The sequence below is a fragment of the Neorhizobium sp. PAMB6630 genome, from assembly GCF_058242775.1.
Map to the genome: position 1 here is coordinate 394674 of NZ_CM177836.1, position 18966 is coordinate 413639.

Sequence of the window (18966 nt, forward strand, 5' to 3'; positions counted from 1 at the left end):
GCTGATTGTGGAAGGGGCAAGTTCTTGCTCTTCCTTCTCCCCAGCGGGGAGAAGTGCCGAACGCAGTGAGGCGATGAGGGGGCCACTTGCGCTGAGGCTTACCCCCTCATCCGGCGCTACGCGCCACCTTCTCCCCGCTGGGGAGAAGCGGTCACGCGAACGCTCTGCCTCACAGAGTATTCACCTATTGCCAGCTGTGCAGGAGGCCTATCATGCCCCTCGTTCCTGAAATCGATTACGGTACACCCGCCTCGAAATCCACCGAACTGGTAACGCTCACCATCGATGGCCGTGCGATCACCGTGCCCGCGGGCACCTCGATCATGCGTGCCTCGATGGAGGCCGGCATTCAGGTGCCAAAGCTGTGCGCTACCGACATGGTGGATGCCTTCGGGTCCTGCCGGCTCTGTCTGATCGAGGTGGAGGGCCGCAACGGCACCCCCGCCTCCTGCACAACGCCGGTGGCGCCAGGCCTCGTTGTCCACACCCAGACGGAGCGGCTGAAGCAGATCCGCAAGGGCGTGATGGAGCTATATATCTCCGACCATCCGCTCGACTGCCTGACCTGCGCTGCCAATGGCGATTGCGAGCTTCAGGACATGGCCGGGGCCGTCGGCCTGCGCGATGTGCGTTATGGATATGACGGCGAAAACCATGTGAAGGCACGTTCCACTGAGGGCGGGATGAACGCCCAGTGGCTGCCGAAGGATGAGAGCAATCCGTATTTCACCTACGACCCCTCCAAATGCATCGTCTGTTCGCGCTGCGTGCGCGCCTGCGAAGAGGTGCAGGGCACGTTTGCGCTGACCATTGAGGGTCGCGGTTTTGACAGCCGCGTCTCGCCCGGCGCGCATGAAGCCTTCCTCTCCTCCGAATGCGTTTCCTGCGGCGCCTGCGTTCAGGCCTGCCCGACGGCGACGCTGACGGAAAAATCCGTCATCGAAATCGGCCAGCCGGAGCATTCGGCTGTCACCACCTGCGCCTATTGCGGCGTCGGCTGTTCGTTCAAGGCGGAAATGCGCGGCGAAGAGCTGGTGCGCATGGTGCCGTGGAAGGATGGGCAGGCCAATCGTGGCCATTCCTGCGTCAAGGGTCGGTTCGCCTACGGTTACGCAAACCATACGGACCGCATCCTCAACCCGATGATCCGCGAAAAAATTTCCGATCCCTGGCGCGAAGTTACCTGGGAAGAGGCCTATGCGCATGTCGCCTCGGAATTCCGCCGCATCCAGTATCAATACGGCCGGGAATCCATCGGCGGCATCACGTCGTCGCGCTGCACCAACGAGGAAACCTTCCTCGTGCAGAAGCTGATCCGCGCCGGTTTCGGCAATAACAATGTCGATACCTGCGCCCGCGTCTGCCATTCGCCCACCGGTTATGGCCTCGGCCAGGCCTTTGGAACGTCGGCCGGCACGCAGAATTTCGACTCGGTTGAACATTCCGATGTGGTTCTGGTCATCGGTGCCAATCCGACCGATGGTCATCCGGTCTTTGGCTCGCGGCTGAAGAAGCGGCTGCGCAAGGGCGCCAAGCTGATCGTCATCGATCCGCGCCGCATCGATCTGGTGCGCACACCGCATGTGGAAGCATCCTTCCATCTGCCGCTGAAGCCCGGCACCAATGTCGCGGTTCTGACGGCACTGGCCCATGTCATCGTCACCGAAGGCCTGTTTGATGAGGCCTTCATCCGCGAGCGTTGCGACTGGTCCGAATTTGAGGACTGGGCTGCATTTGTGGCCGAGCCTGAGCATTCGCCGGAAGAAACAGAAAAGTTCACCGGCGTTCCGGCAGAGGATCTGCGCGGTGCCGCACGCCTCTTTGCCAAGGGCGGCAATGGCGCGATCTATTATGGTCTTGGCGTGACCGAACACAGCCAGGGCTCGACCACGGTGATGGCGATTGCCAATCTGGCGATGGCCACCGGCAATATCGGCCGTCCCGGCGTCGGCGTGAACCCGTTGCGTGGTCAGAACAATGTCCAGGGCTCCTGCGACATGGGGTCTTTCCCGCACGAACTTCCCGGCTATCGCCACATCTCGGACGATGCCACGCGCGAGACCTTTGAAAAGCTGTGGGGCGTGACACTGAACAACGAGCCGGGTCTTCGTATCCCGAACATGCTGGATGCGGCTGTCGATGGCACGTTCAAGGGCATCTACATTCAGGGCGAGGATATCCTGCAGTCCGATCCCGACACCAAGCATGTCTCGGCGGGCCTTGCGGCCATGGAATGTGTCGTGGTTCACGACCTCTTCCTCAACGAAACCGCCAATTATGCCCATGTCTTCCTGCCGGGTTCGACCTTCCTGGAAAAGGACGGCACGTTTACCAATGCCGAGCGCCGCATCAACCGCGTGCGCAAGGTGATGACGCCGAAGAACGGTTATGCGGATTGGGAAGTGACCCAGAAGCTGGCGCAGGCCATGGGGCTCAACTGGGCCTACACGCATCCTTCTCAGATCATGGACGAGATTGCCGCCTCGACGCCAAGTTTTGCCGGCGTCTCCTACGATTATCTCGAAAAGATGGGTTCGGTGCAGTGGCCGTGTAACGAGAAGTTTCCTGTGGGATCGCCGATCATGCACGTCGATGGTTTCGTGCGCGGCAAGGGCAAGTTCATCCGCACGGAATATGTGGCAACCGATGAGCGCACCGGCCCGCGCTTTCCGCTGCTTCTCACCACCGGCCGCATTCTCTCGCAATATAATGTCGGCGCCCAGACGCGGCGCACGGAAAACGTGGTCTGGCATGAGGAGGACCGGCTGGAACTGCATCCGCACGATGCCGAACAGCGCGGCATCAAGGATGGTGATTGGGTGAAGCTTGCGAGCCGCGCCGGTGAAACGACGCTTCGGGCGCTGATCACCGATCGCGTCGCGCCGGGTGTGGTCTATACCACCTTTCACCACCCGAACACGCAGGCGAATGTCATCACCACCGACTTTTCCGACTGGGCGACCAACTGCCCGGAATACAAGGTGACGGCGGTGCAGATCTCGCCCTCGAACGGGCCGACGGAATGGCAGGAGGATTACGAGGAGCTGTCGCGTCGGTCGCGGCGGATTACAGCCAAGCTGGAAGCGGCGGAATGATACCCGCAACCCGCATGGTTGCTGAAATCCAGTCGCGCGATGGACGCACCGTCACTGGCAGCCGAGTGGTGCCGGAAGAGGTGCCGATCGCCTTTTCCTTCGGCGGCTCCACCCATGCGGTGATGATGGCAACGCCCGCGGATCTCGAAGATTTTGCCGTCGGCTTTTCTATGGCCGAGGGCATCATTCGCGCGGCAAGTGAAATCCTGTCCATCGAGCCGGTCGAGGCCGGCGACGGCATCGATGTACAGGTGACGTTGAAGGACGCAACCGCTGAGGCGCTGACCCTTCGACGCCGGCGCATGGCGGGTCCGGTCGGCTGCGGGCTCTGCGGCATCGAATCCATCGAGCAGGCCACCCGCGCGGTGCCTGAGATCACAGACGATGGTTTTCAAGTATCTCCGGCCGAGCTTTCAAGCGCCATGGACCTGATGGGCCAGGCACAGCAGCTGAACCGGGAAACGCGGGCCGTGCATGGTGCCGGCTTTTATGTGCCGGGCGAAGGATTGGTTGCGATGCGCGAGGATGTCGGGCGCCACAACGCGCTCGACAAGCTGGTGGGTGCCGTGCTTCTCGGGGGCTGGGAACCGGCTCGGGGCGTGGTTGTCGTCACGAGCCGTCTGTCGGTGGAAATGGTGCAGAAGGCGGCGATCCTTGGCAGCCCGCTGCTTGCGGCGATTTCCGCGCCGACGGCCCTTGCCATTCGCACTGCCGAAGAAGCCGGCATGACGCTGATCGGGGTCGTGCGCGGTAATGATTATGAAATCTTCACCCATGCCGACCGCTTGACCGCAAAGGGAGGTGCCACCCATGTCGCTCAATCACACGGATGAAAAGCTCGTCCGCATGGCAAACCAGATTGCGACCTTCTTTGCCTCGCAGCCGCAGGACGTGCGGATGGAGGGCGTGGCGACCCACATCAACAAGTTCTGGGAGAAGCGCATGCGACGTCGCTTCTTCGAGTTGATCGATGCCGGCACCGGCGGTTTTCTGCCGCTGGTCATCCTGGCATCGGCCCGCATCAAGCGCCCGGACGAGAGCAATGATTGCGCTGTCGGTCTGGGTGCGGATGCGGCCGAAGGCGCAACGGGAGGCAAGGGGACGGCCGCCGGGGAATCGCTTTCAGAGCCGAGCGTGCCGGAAAGCACCGCTTGAACGACACGATGGGCGCCGGACCGGATCGGCCGGCGCAATGTCAATTTTTGATGTCTGACATTCCATAGGGAGGTATTGTCAATGGCAGTAGCAGGCGTGACGGGGGGAAGTATGGCGGGTGTCGGCTTCCTGGATAGAGAACGAATCATTGCGAAACCGGGTTTCAACCGATGGCTTGTGCCACCGGCAGCGCTGGCCATTCATCTGTGCATCGGCATGGCCTATGGCTTCAGCGTCTTTTGGCTGCCGCTCAGCCGTGCCATTCCAAACGCGGATCCAAGCTGCTCAGGGCTGACGCTGGGGGGCGCGCTGTTTACGACGGCCTGTAACTGGCGCGTGGCGGATCTTGGCTGGATCTATACGCTGTTCTTCGTCCTCCTCGGCTGCTCCGCGGCCATCTGGGGCGGCTGGCTGGAGCGCGTCGGGCCGCGCAAGGCGGGCTTCGTGTCTGCCTGCTGCTGGTGCGGCGGTATTCTCGTTGCAGCACTCGGCGTGATGTTCCACCAGCTCTGGCTGATGTGGCTAGGTGCCGGTGTGATCGGCGGTATTGGTCTTGGCCTTGGTTATATCTCGCCTGTGTCCACCCTCATCAAATGGTTTCCGGACCGGCGCGGCATGGCAACCGGCATGGCCATCATGGGGTTTGGCGGTGGCGCGATGATTGGCGCACCGCTTGCCAATATTCTTATGAACACGTTCAAGACAGATATGTCCGTTGGTGTGTGGCAGACTTTTGTGGTGATGGCGCTCGTCTATTTCGTCTTCATGATGGGCGGCGCGTTCGGTTATCGCATTCCCCCCGCCGGCTGGCGCCCGGAAGGCTGGACGCCGCCGGCTGCTAAAAGCAGCATGATCACCACCCGCCACGTTCATCTGAAGAATGCACACAAGACGCCGCAGTTCTGGCTGATCTGGGCCGTACTTTGCCTCAACGTATCCGCCGGCATCGGTGTTATCGGCGTCGCCTCGCCCATGCTGCAGGAAATTTTTGCCGGCTCTCTGATCGGCCTGCCGGATCTCACCTTCTCGCAGCTTGATGTCGCCCAGAAAGCACAGATTGCGGCAATTGCCGCCGGCTTTACCGGGCTTTTGTCGCTGTTCAACATTGGCGGCCGCTTCTTCTGGGCATCCATGTCCGACAAGATTGGCCGCAAGAACACCTACTTCTGCTTCTTCATCCTCGGCATCGTGCTTTATGCACTGGCACCGACGCTGGCTGGTCTCGGCTCCAAGGCTCTGTTCGTTCTGGCCTTCGGCATCATCCTGTCGATGTATGGCGGAGGCTTTGCCACGATTCCCGCATACCTTGCGGATATCTTCGGCACGCAGTTCGTCGGCGCCATTCATGGCCGGCTGCTGACGGCCTGGGCAACAGCTGGCATCGTCGGCCCTGTTGTCGTCAACTATATCCGCGAAGCCCAGATTGCCGCTGGCGTTGCGCCGGGGCCGGCTCTTTACACCGGCACCATGTATATCCTCGCCGGCATGCTGGCGCTGGGGCTCGTGGCCAATGCCCTCGTCAGGCCTCTCGCCGACAAATGGTTCATGTCGGATGCGGAAGTGGCAGCTCTTCAGGCGAAGACGGCTGCGGCCAATGCCGGCCCGACCGGCTCCTTCGGCATTGGCAAGGGTGGCTTTGATGCCAAAGCCGCCATGGCCTGGGCTGTTGTCGGTATTCCCCTTCTCTGGGGCGTCTGGGTTACGCTGAAGAACAGCCTGGCGATCTTCGGTTAAGCAGCTTTGCAAACAGTAAAGAGGGAAGGCGGCCTTGCAGGTCGCCTTTCGTCGTTTTGGGCGAATTGCGAGAGGATCAGTTCAGCCAGAGATGGATGAGGGCTGCCTCCGGCGTCTCGCCACCACCGTTTTCAATGCCGGTCGCCCAAAGACCGGCGCCGGCTGCGTAAGCGCCGGGTTCCAGCCCGCCTGCCTCGCACTGGCTGACGGCGCGGATGCGTTTGCCGGCCTTTACGTTTTTTGCAAGCGCTGCAAGGACCGCCGGGTCGTTCATCGCGGTTCCGGAGCCGAAGACCCGCAGGACCGCTCCGTCCAGCACCGACAGTGAGGCTTCAAGCAGTTCGGCCGGCATGCCGGGCGTCAGCGTCAGAACGGCGAGCCGGCGGTTCGAGAAGCGGCGCGATCGGGGTGGCGTGGCGGCATCCTGCCGCTGGAAACGAAAGGCATCCATCGCGTGGCTGTCATGTTTTACCAGCCCTGCTGCGGCTAAAAGTTTGCCGGCAAAGGCGAGATCGACGCCGATACCGCCGGCAAGGGCAGCCTTGATGGCCAGCGAAAGATTTTCGTCCGCATCGCCTTCTTCGCCGAGCGGGATCATTGAGCCGCAGAGGATGATGCGGCGTGCCTCACCCGCCAGCGCCTGGGACAAGGCCGCACCGGTAAACGCCATTGTATCGGTGCCATGGGTGATGATCACCGGAAGGTCGGGATGGGCGCGGATGGCATCCAGCATCTCGTTCCAGTGGCGCGGACCGACATCGGCACTATCGAGAAGAGGCGTGAAAACATGGGTCGAAAGTGTGGTCTTAGGCGGCAACCGTTCGGCAACGGCCGCTTCCACAAGCCCCTGCTGCGGTTGAAGTCCGTCCGGCCCCTGCGCCATGCCGATCGTTCCGCCGGTGTGGATGAGGAGCAGGCGCATGAGATCTCCTTCAGCATTCAAGGGGTGGCCCGTCTGGTAGTCCAGCCGCTTGCCAAGATCAAGAAGCGTAGAGCCGTGGCGACGAAAGCAGGCACGCAAAAAGGGCAGCGGCGGTCTCCCGCGCTGCCCTTGGAAATGTGTTGTCTGACCGAAAGATCAGGCGGCCATGTCTTCGAGATCGCTGCCCTTGAACATTTTCGACAGGTTCAGGAAGCAGATCATGCCGTTTTCATTGGCAATGATGCCTTCGGAAAATGACTTGTCGAAGGAGGCCGAAACCTCCGGCACCGGCTGCACCTGATCCGACGGGATCGTCAGGATGTCGGAAACGCGGTCGACCAGCATGCCGATGACCATGTTGTGGACCTCTGCCACGACGATGGCCGAACGCTCGTTGGCAACCGTGCTCTTCATGCCCAGCTTGTAGGCGAGATCGATGATCGGAATGACCGAGCCGCGCAGGTTCATCACGCCGATGACATCGGACGGTGCATGCGGGATTGGCGTGGACGGTGCCCAGCCGCGAATTTCGCGGATCGTGGTCGTCTTCACGCAAAATTCCTGATCGTGAAGGCGAAACGCGATGATCTCAAGCATCTCGCCGCTGTAGCTTGTAGAGTTGATCGTCGTAGCCATCAAAATTCTTCCCAACTTTCCGATGCCTGGGCGGCGGCTGCGCCACCGGTACTGGAGCGTGCAACCTTGGCCATGAGTGAGCGAGCCGGAGATGCCACAGGGCGTGCATCGGGTCGCGCAACACTTACCTTAGAGGAAGATTGTTTCCCAAAGCTGAATTTTGAAATGAGAGTTCTGAGAGAATCCGCCTCGCGCGCCAGGCTGTGGCTGGCGGCAGACGATTCTTCCACCATGGCCGCATTCTGCTGCGTATTCTGGTCCATCAGGTTGATGGCCTTGTTGATTTCCTTCAGGCCGGTGGCCTGCTCGCGGCTGGCCTCGACGATGGCAGCGATATTGCCATTGATATCGCCGACCTCGCCGATAATCGATTGCAGGGCCTTGCCGGTCTCATCGACAAGGGACACGCCCTTTGCCACCTGCTGGCTTGACGTGTTGATCAGCGCCTTGATTTCCTTGGCAGCCTTTGCGGAACGCTGCGCAAGTTCCCGCACCTCCTGCGCAACGACGGCAAACCCCTTGCCGGCTTCACCGGCACGTGCGGCCTCGACGCCGGCATTCAGCGCAAGAAGGTTGGTCTGGAAGGCGATATCGTCGATAACCCCGATGATCGACGAAATTTCGCCGGAGGAGTTTTCGATCTGGCCCATGGCGGAAATTGCATTGCTAACCACCTCGCCGGAATGCGTGGCCCCGGCAGTCGTGCGGCCGACCAGTTGTCCGGCCTCTTCGGCACGTTTTGCGCTGGTCGCGACCGTCTGGGTGATCTCATCCAGCGCGGCTGCCGTCTGTTCAACGGCGGCTGCCTGCTGTTCGGTACGCTGGGCCAAGCTGTTGGAGGCCTGGCGGATCTGTTCGGAGCCGGAGGCAATCGCTTCGGCATTCTCGCCAACGATCTGCATGGCCTGCCGCAGCTTTTCCATCGACTCGTTGAAGTCGGTACGGATCTTCTCAAGGCTTGGAATAAACGGCTGGGTAATGCGGTGGGTCAGATCTCCGCGTGACAAGGCGGTGAGGCCGCCGGCAATATCATCCACGGCACGTACGCGCTCGGTAATGTCGGTGGCAAACTTCACCACCTTGAACACACGTCCGTCAGCATCGAAGATCGGGTTGTAGGAGGCCTGGATCCAGACGGCCTTGCCGCCCTTGCCGATGCGCTTGAATTCGGCAGCAACCGCTTCGCCGCCAGCAAGTTTCTTCCAGAACGTGGCGTATTCCGGGCTGTCGCGAAAACCCTGCTCGACGAACATATTATGATGCCGCCCCTGAACTTCGCTCGGACTATAACCCATGCAGTTCAGGAAATTTTCGTTGGCAGTGATGATGTCGCCCTTCGGGGTGAACTCGATAACCGCCTGAATCTTCGAGATCGCCGCGATCTTGCCGGCATCTTCGGCTGCTTTCAGCTTTGCCGCCGTAATGTCTGTGGCAATCTTCACCACCTTCACGATTTTTCCGCGCACGCTGACGGGGTTGTAGGAGGCCTGGATCCAGACATCGCTACCGTTCTTGCTGATGCGCTTGTATTCGGCGGCCTGGAACTCACCTCGCGCAAGTTTTGCCCAGAAGAGCTTGTAGTCCTCCGACCGGGTATAGGCGGGATCGCAGAACATCGCGTGCTGCTTTCCCTTGATCTCGGCAAGCGTATACCCAAGCGCGCGGCAGAAGTTTTCGTTGGCGGTGAGGATACGGCCGCTGAGATCGAACTCGATCAAGGCCTGAGAGCGGCCGATCGCACTAAGCAAGTTGCTGGCGTCGCTGGTCGGCAGGAAACTGAGGGTCACGGACTTACCTTTGTGCAATCGAAGGGCAATGGTGCTCCTGCATCAGTTCCTGTCAGCTGCATGAGCAATTGCACATCAAGGTAGCGGCCATGCATTAAAAATGCGTCAAATCTAATAGTTGGATGAATAAAGATGCAAATGTTTGCATCGCCTTGCGGTGGGGGCTGGCAGACATGAAGCAGACGGAAGATTTTGGGGAAACTGCTGTTGCCAATATCGAGACCGGATCTTGAGGCCGTGTTCGGTCTTGACGTCAATGCGGCAGGCCGGTCTTGACCTGCGCTTCTTCAATATTCCCGTTCGTAGAAAATGCCCGCCGAACCGCCCTCGCTGCCAGCGGAACCCTTGAGCTTCACACCCCGCCCCACATCGAGATTGATAGAAGCCTTGGCGCCGCCGCTGCTGCCGCCCTGCTCCAGCTGGAAATAGGTGCGGTTGTTGAGATAACGGCCGACGGACACGCTTGTCTGGCCGCTTTCATCCGTGTTGATGTCGATATCGTCGACGCCAAGGCCGCTGCGCAACGTCTGCAGCAGCGAGTTCGAGCCGCCACCGGCAAGCTGCGTCACCGCATCCGCCAACTGCGCGATCTGCAGGGCAGACAGCCGTGACATCGACTGGCCAAAAATCAGCCGCGCCAGAACCTCGTCCTGCGGCAGCGACGGCGATGCCCCGAAGACAATATCCGGGTTGTTGGCAGGGCCTGTCACCGTGATGTTGATGGTGGTCTGGTCGGAAGAGGTGCTGGCAACAAGGTCAAGGATGGGCACCAGGCTGCCGCCGAAGGTGATCTTGCCGGTGGTAAAATCCAGCCGCTTGGTGAGGATGACGATACGGCCACGCCGCATTTCAAAACCGCCGGTCACGACAGGGTCGGCGGCCGAACCGCGAATAGTGAGCGAGCCGCCAAGTTCCGCATCGATACCACGTCCGCGCACGAAAATGTTGTTGCGGGCAGTCAGTGTCAGGTCGAGCGCGATGCCGGTGCTGGTCTGCGTGCCGCCCTTCGGCTGAAGGCTTTCCAGGAGGGCACGCACGTCGTCGGGCGCATTGCGGTGCTCGACGTTAAGTTCGGCAAGCGACGCCGGCAGACTTGCGGGAACCGTGATGTTGGCCTTCAGGAGCGTGACGTTGCCGGCAAGCTTGGGACCCTGCAACAACGGCCCGGAGACTTTGAGCGCCCCGTTGACGGTCGCCGTCACCAGGTTGCCATCGACATAGGTGGCATTGTCGAGGGCGATATCGAGGTCAGCTGCAAATCCGTCTCTCAGACCGACAGAGCCGCTGACGGTCACTGTGCCGCCTGATGACAGCGTGCCGGAAAAGCGCGAGATCGTGGCCCGGTCGCGGTTGAACTCAACGGAGCCGGCCAGGCCGTTCACGGCAAGGTTGCGCCGGACATCGACAAGCCTTGCGCCGGAGGTGGACGCCGTGCCGGTAACTGCGGGTGCCGATGCCGTTCCGCCAACGGTCACGTTGAGGTTCGCACCGCCTTCCAGCACAAAACCCTGGCCTGACAGCTGCGCGGCGAGAAGGGCAAACGGCACGTCTCCCTGCACACGTACATCGAGGGGCCTGTCTCCCGCCAGTCCGACGCTGCCACTGCCGCGTAGGGCAAGGCCGCTGGCACCGCCCAGCTGCGTCTCGAAGGCAAGGCGGTTGTTTTCATATGTGCCGTTTGCGGCAATGCGGAAAGGCGGCACGCCGGCGCTCGTTGTCTGGGCAAGCGATGCATCGGCCCAGGCAAGATCAAAGCGCGCGCCATTGGCGCTGCCACCGGGCAGGGCGGAAACCTTGCCCGAGATCGTGCCGGTGGCGCCAAGCCCGGGAACGAAGGCATTGGCAAGGCTTGCGGGCACCGAGGCAAGGTTCGCATTGAGATTGACCAGAGGCCCGGCTTCGCCACCGAGGACGACAGCACCATCAGCCGAAATCGAAAGGCCACCAGGACCCGTCAACCGTGTTTCGCCAAGGGTCAGGCGCCCGCCGTCAAAACTGCCGGCAGCCTTCAGGGTCAGGTTCGAAATGCCGGCATCGCCCTGGCGGCGGATCACGCCGTCGGCCCATTGCAGATCATACTTTACCGCGGGGGCCGAAACGGTGCCGCCGATGGCAGCCGTGCCGGACAAGGTTCCGCCGGCATCAATGTCAGGTACGAAGCCGCTGATCAGGCTGGCCGGCAGTGATGCAACGGTTGCCGAGAGATCGAGCGGCTTGTCTCCCGCGAGCCCGACCGTGCCCTTGGCGGAGGCGGAAAGTCCCGATGGACCGGAAAGCCCTGCCTCATCCAGTGTCAGCGTGTTGTTGGCAAATGTACCGCGCGCCTCGACCTGAAGTCCGGCAAGGGCAGCGCTGCGGGTCTGGCGCGTCTGCGCATCCTGCCACTTCAGATCAAACTGCGTGGCGGGCGCCTCCGGCGAGCCGGTGGACGAAACGGTTCCAGAGATGATGCCGCCTGCATCGAGATCCGGCACGAAGGCATTGGCGAGATTGGCGGGAAGGGCGCGGATATCGGCATTGAGATCGAGCGCCGGCGCCTGCGGCCCGGTCAGGATCACCCGGCCGGATGCGGTGAGCGACAGGCCGGAGGGATCGCTCAGTTGGGTCTGTTCCAGCGTCAGAACGCCGTTCTCGAACCGGCCGAGCGCGCGAAGATCAAGTGCCTTCACGCCAGCCGAACGGCTCTGGCTGGTGGCGATATCAGCCACCGTCACGTCATAGGTCGCAACCGGTGCCGAAAACGTGCCGCTTGCCGAAACCGTGCCGCTTGCGGTGCCGCTTGCGGCAAGGCCCGGGCGCGCAAGGTTTGCAAGTGCGGCCGGCAGGGCAGAAAATTGCGCCGAAAGCGCTAGGGCGCCTTCACCGGCAAGTCCGACGGTGCCGTTCGCCTGGGCGCTCAGGCCGTTGTCGCCGGTCAGACGCGCATCGGCAAGGGTGACCACCTGATCGGCAAAACGGCCACGGGCGGTGACATTGAGCGGTCCGACATTGGCGGCGCGGGTGGCTTCGGCAGATGCGGAGGCAAGCTGAAGGTCGAAATCGGCTTGCGGTGCGGCAAGTGTGCCGGCGGCCGTCACAGTGCCGGACAATGCGCCTTGCGCCTTCAGATCCGGACGCACTGCATTGATCAGCCCCGCCGGCACCGCGGCAAGCGTGGAGCGCAGCGTGATCGGTCGCTCGCCGTCAAGGCCGAGCGTGCCGCTGGCGTTGACGGAAAGCCCCTGCGTGCCGGAAATGGTGAGTTCGCCAATGCTGAGGACGCGGTTCTCGAAGCGTCCGTTCAACCGACCGATGAGGTCACCAAGGCCGGCACTGCGGGTTTCGGCGGTTGATGCGCCGGTGAGCGAGAGGTTGAACTCAGCCACCGGTTCGCTGACCGTGCCGGTCACCCGGCCGCTGCCCTGCACCGTGCCCCTGGTGGCCAGTTGCGGGCGAAAACTGTTGGCCAGTTCTGCCGGCAGCGACGCGATATCGGCCTGCAGGACAATGCGGCGCGGTTCGCTGATCGCAATTGTTCCGCTGGCGGAGACATCAAGCCCGTCCTGACCCTCGATACCCGCCCGCTCGATCGTCACGGTGCCGTTTTCGAAGCGCCCGCGCGCCGAGAGCGAAAGCGGCTGGATGCTGCGCGTGCGGGTTTCGGCAAGTTCGGCATCCTCCCAGTTCAAGCTGTAGCGAACAACGGGTGCAGCCGAAGTGCCGCTGATGGTTGCTGCCCCCCCGATGTGGCCCGACGCGCCGAGATTGGCAGCAAAGCCGTTGGCGAGCTGCGCCGGAACGTCGCTCGCCCTGATCGCAATGTTCAACTGCTGTCCGGCGCTTCCGTCGACCAGGACCGTCCCGTCGCCGGCTGCAAGGTTCAGGCCACCGATCTCGGCGCGTCCGGAAGCAAACCGGATCGTGTTGGGTTCCCGCAGGTGAAGATCGATCCCGGCCAGATTTGCGGAAAAGCGGTCGATGGCAATGCGCATGGCATTGTCGTTGCTGCGGTCCACGTGTCCGGCAAGGGAGAGCGGGGCACCGCCATAGCGGGCAGCAAGATCGATGCCGGTGTTGGAGCCTGCCTGGGCAAGTGTGAGGGTCACATCATCAGCCACCTGCGTGCCAAGCGAAACGCGCGAGGCGCGAAGGGTGCCATTTGCGGCAAGCGCCTTCAGGTCGCTGCTCGTGACCGAGATCGCAGGATTTGCCAGTGTCACGCCCTGCGCGGCGATGGACTGCCCGGATGCGTTGAGCGTGGCCGCTGCCACGCCGTTCGAACTGGAGAGGTCGAGCGTGCCGGTAAGGTCGCCGCTTGCCTGTTGTCCGGCAAACGTGGTCAAAAGCCCGATATCCGGCAGCGCAAAGTCCAGCCTGCCCGACGGCAGGTAGTCGGGCGAAAGTGCAAGGGAGCCGCTCACCCGGTTGGCCCCGGCTTCCAGCAACATGCCGGGAAGCGAAACCACGCCATCCTTCTGGTGGACCTGCGTTTTCAGGTTGACCGGCTTTCCGTCCACCCGGCCGCCTGCCTGCAGAGTTCCGTTCGGCTCGTCTCCGGTGACTGTGCCGTCAAACGACAGGATGATGCCCTCGAACAGATGGCCGCTGAACCGCGCTTCGGCCGCATTGATGGCGGCTTTGGCGCCCAGCGCCTCCAGGGGTCCAGACAGCTTGACGTCATAACCGGCCGCACCCTTGGCATCGGGCCGCAACTTGGCAAGATCCGGCACACGTCCGGCCAGATGGGCGTCCAGCTTGCCGTCCTGCAGCAGCACGTTGCCGTGGCCTTCCAGAACGCTTGATTTGACGACCAGGTTTTCGAGGCTCATGCGCCCGCCGATCACGCCATCGATATAACCCTCGAAGCCGATCATGCCGTCGAGATACTGTTCCGCCACCTCCGGCAGGCCGTTCGGGTTGAGCGACATACGCAGATTTCCGGTGACGGACTGCTGCGACAGATTATAGGCGCCGCTGATCGTGCCGGAAATATTGGCACTTTCGAAGGTCGACGCATCAAGCCCGATGGCCGGCAGGGCAAGCCTTATGGGGGCATCGAGCCGAATGGGTCCGTCGATCAACCGGTCGAGATCGGGATTGGTGAAATTGGCCTCTGCTGCCGAAATGCGGGTGCGCACGCTGCCGGCCCATTGCCGCAGGTTGAGGTCTTCGCTTTCGGCCTGCAGGCGAACCTGGGTAAAGCGCGCGTCCGCGGTGGACAAGGATTTCAGCGCCGCCGTGGCATTAAAACGGGAGGATTCGGCAGGCCCCGTCAGGGTGAAATTCAGGTTGTCGAGGGCAAACCGCAACGGTTCGTCGTCCAGCGGCCATTCCATGGCCACGGCGCCGTTGGTGGCAGTTGCGCTGCCGGTCAGGCTGTTGTCGCCGGAGGGATCGAGTGCGCCGGAGGCGGCAACCCGCATCGCGCCCGTCGTCAACTCGCTCTTGCTGATCTCGATGCGGCCATTCGGGCTGATAACGGCACCGACATTGATGTCGGTGCGCCCGGCAAACAGGGGACGCAGCGTGGGTGGCAGCAGTTCGGCCAGTTGCCCGCCGCCAGACATCTGCAGCTGGTGGCGGCCTTGCGCCGTCAGCGTGTGCTGGCCGTCCATGCTGATGACCGGCTCGCCGTTGACCGTGCCGCGCAGCTGCCCGGTCCAGTTCGACAGCGGTCCCTGGCCATCCAGCGCCAGCGCCAGCGCGGGTGCGCCGGGCAGATGCAGCAGGCGCGCCAGAAGCCCACCTTGCGGTTCTGCCACCAGCGCCTGCAGCTTCAATTCGTTCTGGCCCGGTGCGAAGACAAGATCTGCCTTGGCAATGGCGTTCGGCGCATCCTTGCGGTTGGCCGAGAGTTTCAGTGCCACGCGCTCGCCCGTCGCATTGGCTGAGCCTTCAGCGGCAATCTGGAAGCTGCGCCCGGTGACTTCAGGAGCAAGGGTGATGTCCGGCAGGCTGATCCGGTCGATATCGATGGAGACGGGCAGGGAGAAGCCGCCGCCGGTGTTTTGCGTCGTCTGCTGGCGTACCGGCTTGACCGGCACCGGAGGACGGGAAACCTCAACGCCGCCGATGGCGATGCTCTGGGCGTGGAATGTGCGTTTCAGAAGCGACAGCGGCGACCAGTCGACATTGATGTCATGCGCCTGCGCATAAACGCCCTTTGCGTCCGATACCGTCAGCCGGTCGATTTCAAGATGTCCGGTGAGCAGGCCACGGGGCGGGGAAATGATGATTTTCTGGCCCGGCGACGACAGGAGTGAGGAGGCAAACTGCCCCGTCAGGCGATGGCCGGCGGGCACGAAGCCAAGGAACGCCACGAAGCCCAGCGCAAGCACGAGCAGAAGCGCCGCAGCAATCAGCACTGCGCGCAGTATTCCGGCCGTCTTGCGGGACGATGATCTCATCGACGCGGGTTCATCCTTGGCTTCCTTTGGGACGTGCTTATCCTGAACTTCCTGTTTGCGCGACATCAGAATGACTGCCCGATGCCCGCATAGATACCGTATTGACTGCCGCCGTCATAGCGGTTCAGCGGCAGCGCCACATCCAGTCGCAACGGGCCGAACGGCGTTGCATAACGCAAGCCGATGCCGGCGCCCATGCGGATATCGGAGAAATCGGGCACGATTTCGGTCGCGACGCTGCCGACGTCAAAAAACGGAACTATTCCAACCTTTTCGTTCACCTTCACTCGAGCCTCGAACGATGCGAGCGCATAGGAACGTCCGCCCAGTGCCTCGTTGTCGCTGTTATAGGGAGAGATTTCACGAAACGCGTAGCCTCGCACCGAACCACCACCGCCGGCAAAAAAGCGGCGCGTCGTTGGAATGTCGACGAGACTGTCTGCGCCGATCACCGAGCCGCCGGCCACGCGTGCGGCCAGCACCAGTCGGTCGCTGTCGCCAAGGCCGAGATAACCCGAGAGTGAGCCCTCGAAAGACGAGAAGATCGTTCCGCCATAGGCCTCGTAGCTCGGCGTCGCGCTGGCGGTCAGCCGGTAGCCTTCCGTGGGTTCCAGCTTGTTGTTGCGACCATCGCGCTCGAAGGTGAAGGGAGCCGAAAACGTCAGGTAGGTGTTGCGGCCAAAGGCGTCCTCAGCCTCGGTCCACGCCACTTCCCCGCCGCCGCTCACCGTGTCGCGGTCGTTCAGCTCGTAGGATAATTTGGCAAGGGCTGTCACCGAATTGGCAGTATAGGCGTCGGGCGTCTCGCGTTTGGCAACAAGGCTCGTGTCAAACGTGATGCGCGGCAGGTAGGCGCCCGGCTTGGTGAAGTAGATGCCGGCCGTGTAGTCGAAAGTCGTGTAATCGGTGGTGGCGCCGATGCCCGAAACATTGGCTTCGATGCGCAACTGCTCGGCCTCGCCAAACAGATTGCGGTGCCCCCAATAGCCGGACAATCCGGCGCCATCGATGGAAGAATATTCGGCGCCCGCGCCAAAATATCGGAATTTGCCCTCGGAGACCTCTATGGTGAGGGGAAGCGAGCCATCCGGCGCAAGCGTATCGGATTCGCGAACCGTGACGCTTGCCAGCGCGCTCAACGTGCGCAGACGCTCTGCGGCCTTGCGCAGTTGGTCCGGCGAATAATCCTGACGTTCATCGAGACGCGAATAACGACGGATGAAATCGGAGGAAACGGCGCGTGCGCCCTTGACGGTGACGGTGCCGAGCGGGGCGACCGGGCCGCTGCTGGCGCTCATGGTGACGGCAACGGTGTTGGTGGCATGGTCGGCAATCACTTCGCGCGCGGTCAGCTTTGCCAGGGGCCGCCCTTGCGCCTTCAGGTCTCGCACGATGCGCTCACTGGCCTTGATGAGGCGCAGCGAACCGGCAGGTCCACCGGGCGTCAGGTCATAGGTTTCCGGATCAAGGCCTGCCGCATCGTCCGTCAGCGAAACGCTGCCAAGGGTAAACACGGGGCCGGGCTCCACGGTCACGGTCACCGGAACCGGCTGGCTGTGGTCGAAGGTCGGCGTGGGCGGCAGCTTGTCCAGATCGGTGCCGGCGATGGAAATGCGCACCACGCCGCCGTAACGGGCTTCTTCGTAAAGCACGGCCACCAGGCGTTCGCGGTCTTCGCGCGCCTTGATGACGAGGCCGAGGTCACCGGAGACGGGCTGCTTTTCATCATTGACCAGCGCCGTTGCCGTTTCCAGCCGGTCCTTCAGGTCGCCTTCTGCCGCGGTGGTGTCGATGCTCGCGGTATACGTGACGGGGTCGATGACATCGGTCTTGTCATCGTCACCTTCAAACAGGGTCAGCCCGAAAATCTTGAATGCTAGGGCATCCGGCGCGAATCCCGGCCATGCCACAATCATCGCTGCCAGGAAAGCTGCGACGCCGGCCTTTCGAGACGCAGTGGCGCTGCGTGGCCTCGGCATGTCGTTACACGTACTCAGTTTGGCGTTCCCACCCTGCAGGCGTCATCGCCTGTTCAACATTCTGCTAATTTAACCGCAAATTCAATCAGTGGGTACTGATTTTATGTCACATCCTCTACGACAAAGCCCCGGGCATGGACCCGGGGCCTGAATTTTCGCCGTGTTCCGGCGCTTGCGTGATCAGCGCGGGCAACGGTCCACATAACGGTTGCCGTAGCGGTCACGATAGTAGCACTGACCCGGCTGTTCGGAAACCGAACCGATCACCGCGCCCGAAACACCGCCGATGGCAGCACCGACGGCTGCGCCGCGCACATTGCCGGTTGCCAGGCCGCCGATGATGGCACCCGTGCCGGCGCCAATGCCGGCACCCTTTTCCGTCTGCGTGCAGCCAGCCACCGACAGGCCGACCAAAAGAAGCACAAAAGCCTTTTTCATTACTCTCTCCACGTTGTCACAAGCGCTGATCGTTCCGAAGCTCGTCGTCGTCCTCCCGGCCAGCTGCGTCAAACCGCTGCACGGGAGAATAAGATTCAAAATCTGGAAGTCCAGACGCACATTTCAGCTTTCTTTTAACAAAGTGGCAATCTCATGCTCCCCGAAAGGGATGCCCCCGAAAAGTATCGGTTGATCGCCCGTCGAAAAAGGCAAATGATGCATCAACGTGTTTGAGGAGACACGTCAGTGCTTGAGGAGGCGCGGGAGGAATCATGACGAAAGTGACGTTGACGGTAAACGGCCGGACGATGTCGGGCGAGTGCGACGATCGCACGCTGCTCGTGCATTTCATCCGGGAAAAGCTGGGTCTGACCGGCACGCATGTCGGCTGTGATACGACACAGTGCGGCGCCTGCGTGGTGCATCTGGATGGCCGTTCGGTGAAAAGCTGTTCCATCCTTGCGGTCCAGGCCGCCGGCTCCACCGTCACCACAATCGAAGGCATTGCCGGCCAGGGCGAACTGCACCCAGTGCAGGCGGCCTTCAACACCCATCACGGCCTGCAATGCGGCTTCTGCACGCCCGGCATGGTGATGACCGCCGTCGACATGATCGCCCGCCATGGCGGTGATCTTGACGAACACACGGTTCGCCATGAGCTGGACGGCAATATCTGTCGGTGCACCGGCTATCACAACATCGTCAAGGCGGTGCTGGCGGCCAATGAAGAGCTGCAGGGCGCCGCGCGCCAGGCAGCAGAATAATCCGGAGCGGATAGCAGGGAGCCCATGGTTCGGCCGCACAGCGGTCCGTTCGTGTCGTTCTGCTCCACTG

Annotated in this window: 11 protein-coding genes; 5 read left to right on the plus strand and 6 right to left on the minus strand. The window is 62.1% G+C overall.

The genetic code is table 11. The annotated features are described in order from the left end of the window. Window positions 1-212 precede the first annotated feature (212 nt). The 4 genes from fdhF (at window position 213) to AC4CWF_RS01840 (ending at window position 5984) form a co-directional block, all read left to right on the plus strand. Window positions 213-3095, plus strand: a complete 2883-nt coding sequence (gene fdhF / locus AC4CWF_RS01825; protein ID WP_491283437.1) for a formate dehydrogenase subunit alpha — start codon at window positions 213-215, stop codon at window positions 3093-3095. Continuing rightward, a complete protein-coding gene (gene fdhD, locus AC4CWF_RS01830; RefSeq protein ID WP_491283438.1) occupies window positions 3092-3928 on the plus strand; it encodes a formate dehydrogenase accessory sulfurtransferase FdhD in 837 nt (278 codons plus the stop codon). Before fdhF ends, fdhD begins: the two co-directional genes overlap by 4 nt. Then, window positions 3906-4250 carry a formate dehydrogenase subunit delta gene (locus tag AC4CWF_RS01835; RefSeq protein WP_491283439.1) on the plus strand — a complete coding sequence of 115 codons (345 nt, stop codon included), beginning with the start codon at window positions 3906-3908 and terminating at the stop codon, window positions 4248-4250. Before fdhD ends, AC4CWF_RS01835 begins: the two co-directional genes overlap by 23 nt. An 81-nt stretch (window positions 4251-4331) precedes the next feature. After that, entirely contained in the window at window positions 4332-5984 is a 1653-nt protein-coding gene (locus AC4CWF_RS01840) for an OFA family MFS transporter (RefSeq protein WP_491283440.1), read from the plus strand. Between the two features lie 76 nt (window positions 5985-6060). Here AC4CWF_RS01840 and AC4CWF_RS01845 read toward each other — a convergent pair whose 3' ends face one another. The 6 genes from AC4CWF_RS01845 to AC4CWF_RS01870 all read right to left on the minus strand — a co-directional run bounded on the left by AC4CWF_RS01845 (window position 6061) and on the right by AC4CWF_RS01870 (window position 18132). Next, entirely contained in the window at window positions 6061-6906 is an 846-nt protein-coding gene (locus tag AC4CWF_RS01845) for an asparaginase domain-containing protein (RefSeq protein WP_491283441.1), read from the minus strand. A gap of 156 nt (window positions 6907-7062) precedes the next feature. Next, window positions 7063-7542, minus strand: a complete 480-nt coding sequence (locus AC4CWF_RS01850) for a chemotaxis protein CheW (protein WP_491283442.1) — start codon at window positions 7540-7542, stop codon at window positions 7063-7065. Then, the gene (locus tag AC4CWF_RS01855; protein WP_491283443.1) at window positions 7542-9329 is read right to left on the minus strand and encodes a methyl-accepting chemotaxis protein; all 1788 of its coding nucleotides are present in this window, start codon (window positions 9327-9329) and stop codon (window positions 7542-7544) included. The genes AC4CWF_RS01850 and AC4CWF_RS01855 overlap by 1 nt, the downstream gene beginning before the upstream one ends. A 287-nt stretch (window positions 9330-9616) precedes the next feature. Next, complete coding sequence (locus AC4CWF_RS01860; RefSeq protein ID WP_491283444.1) at window positions 9617-15715, minus strand: translocation/assembly module TamB domain-containing protein; 6099 nt, start codon at window positions 15713-15715, stop codon at window positions 9617-9619. Window positions 15716-15780: 65 nt separating this feature from the next. After that, the gene (locus AC4CWF_RS01865; protein WP_491283446.1) at window positions 15781-17694 is read right to left on the minus strand and encodes an autotransporter assembly complex protein TamA; all 1914 of its coding nucleotides are present in this window, start codon (window positions 17692-17694) and stop codon (window positions 15781-15783) included. A gap of 180 nt (window positions 17695-17874) precedes the next feature. After that, a complete protein-coding gene (locus AC4CWF_RS01870) occupies window positions 17875-18132 on the minus strand; it encodes a YMGG-like glycine zipper-containing protein (protein ID WP_491283447.1) in 258 nt (85 codons plus the stop codon). A gap of 272 nt (window positions 18133-18404) precedes the next feature. Between AC4CWF_RS01870 and AC4CWF_RS01875 the strand changes: the two genes are divergently transcribed. Then, the gene (locus tag AC4CWF_RS01875) at window positions 18405-18896 is read left to right on the plus strand and encodes a (2Fe-2S)-binding protein (protein WP_491283448.1); all 492 of its coding nucleotides are present in this window, start codon (window positions 18405-18407) and stop codon (window positions 18894-18896) included. The last annotated feature ends 70 nt before the right edge of the window (window positions 18897-18966 follow it).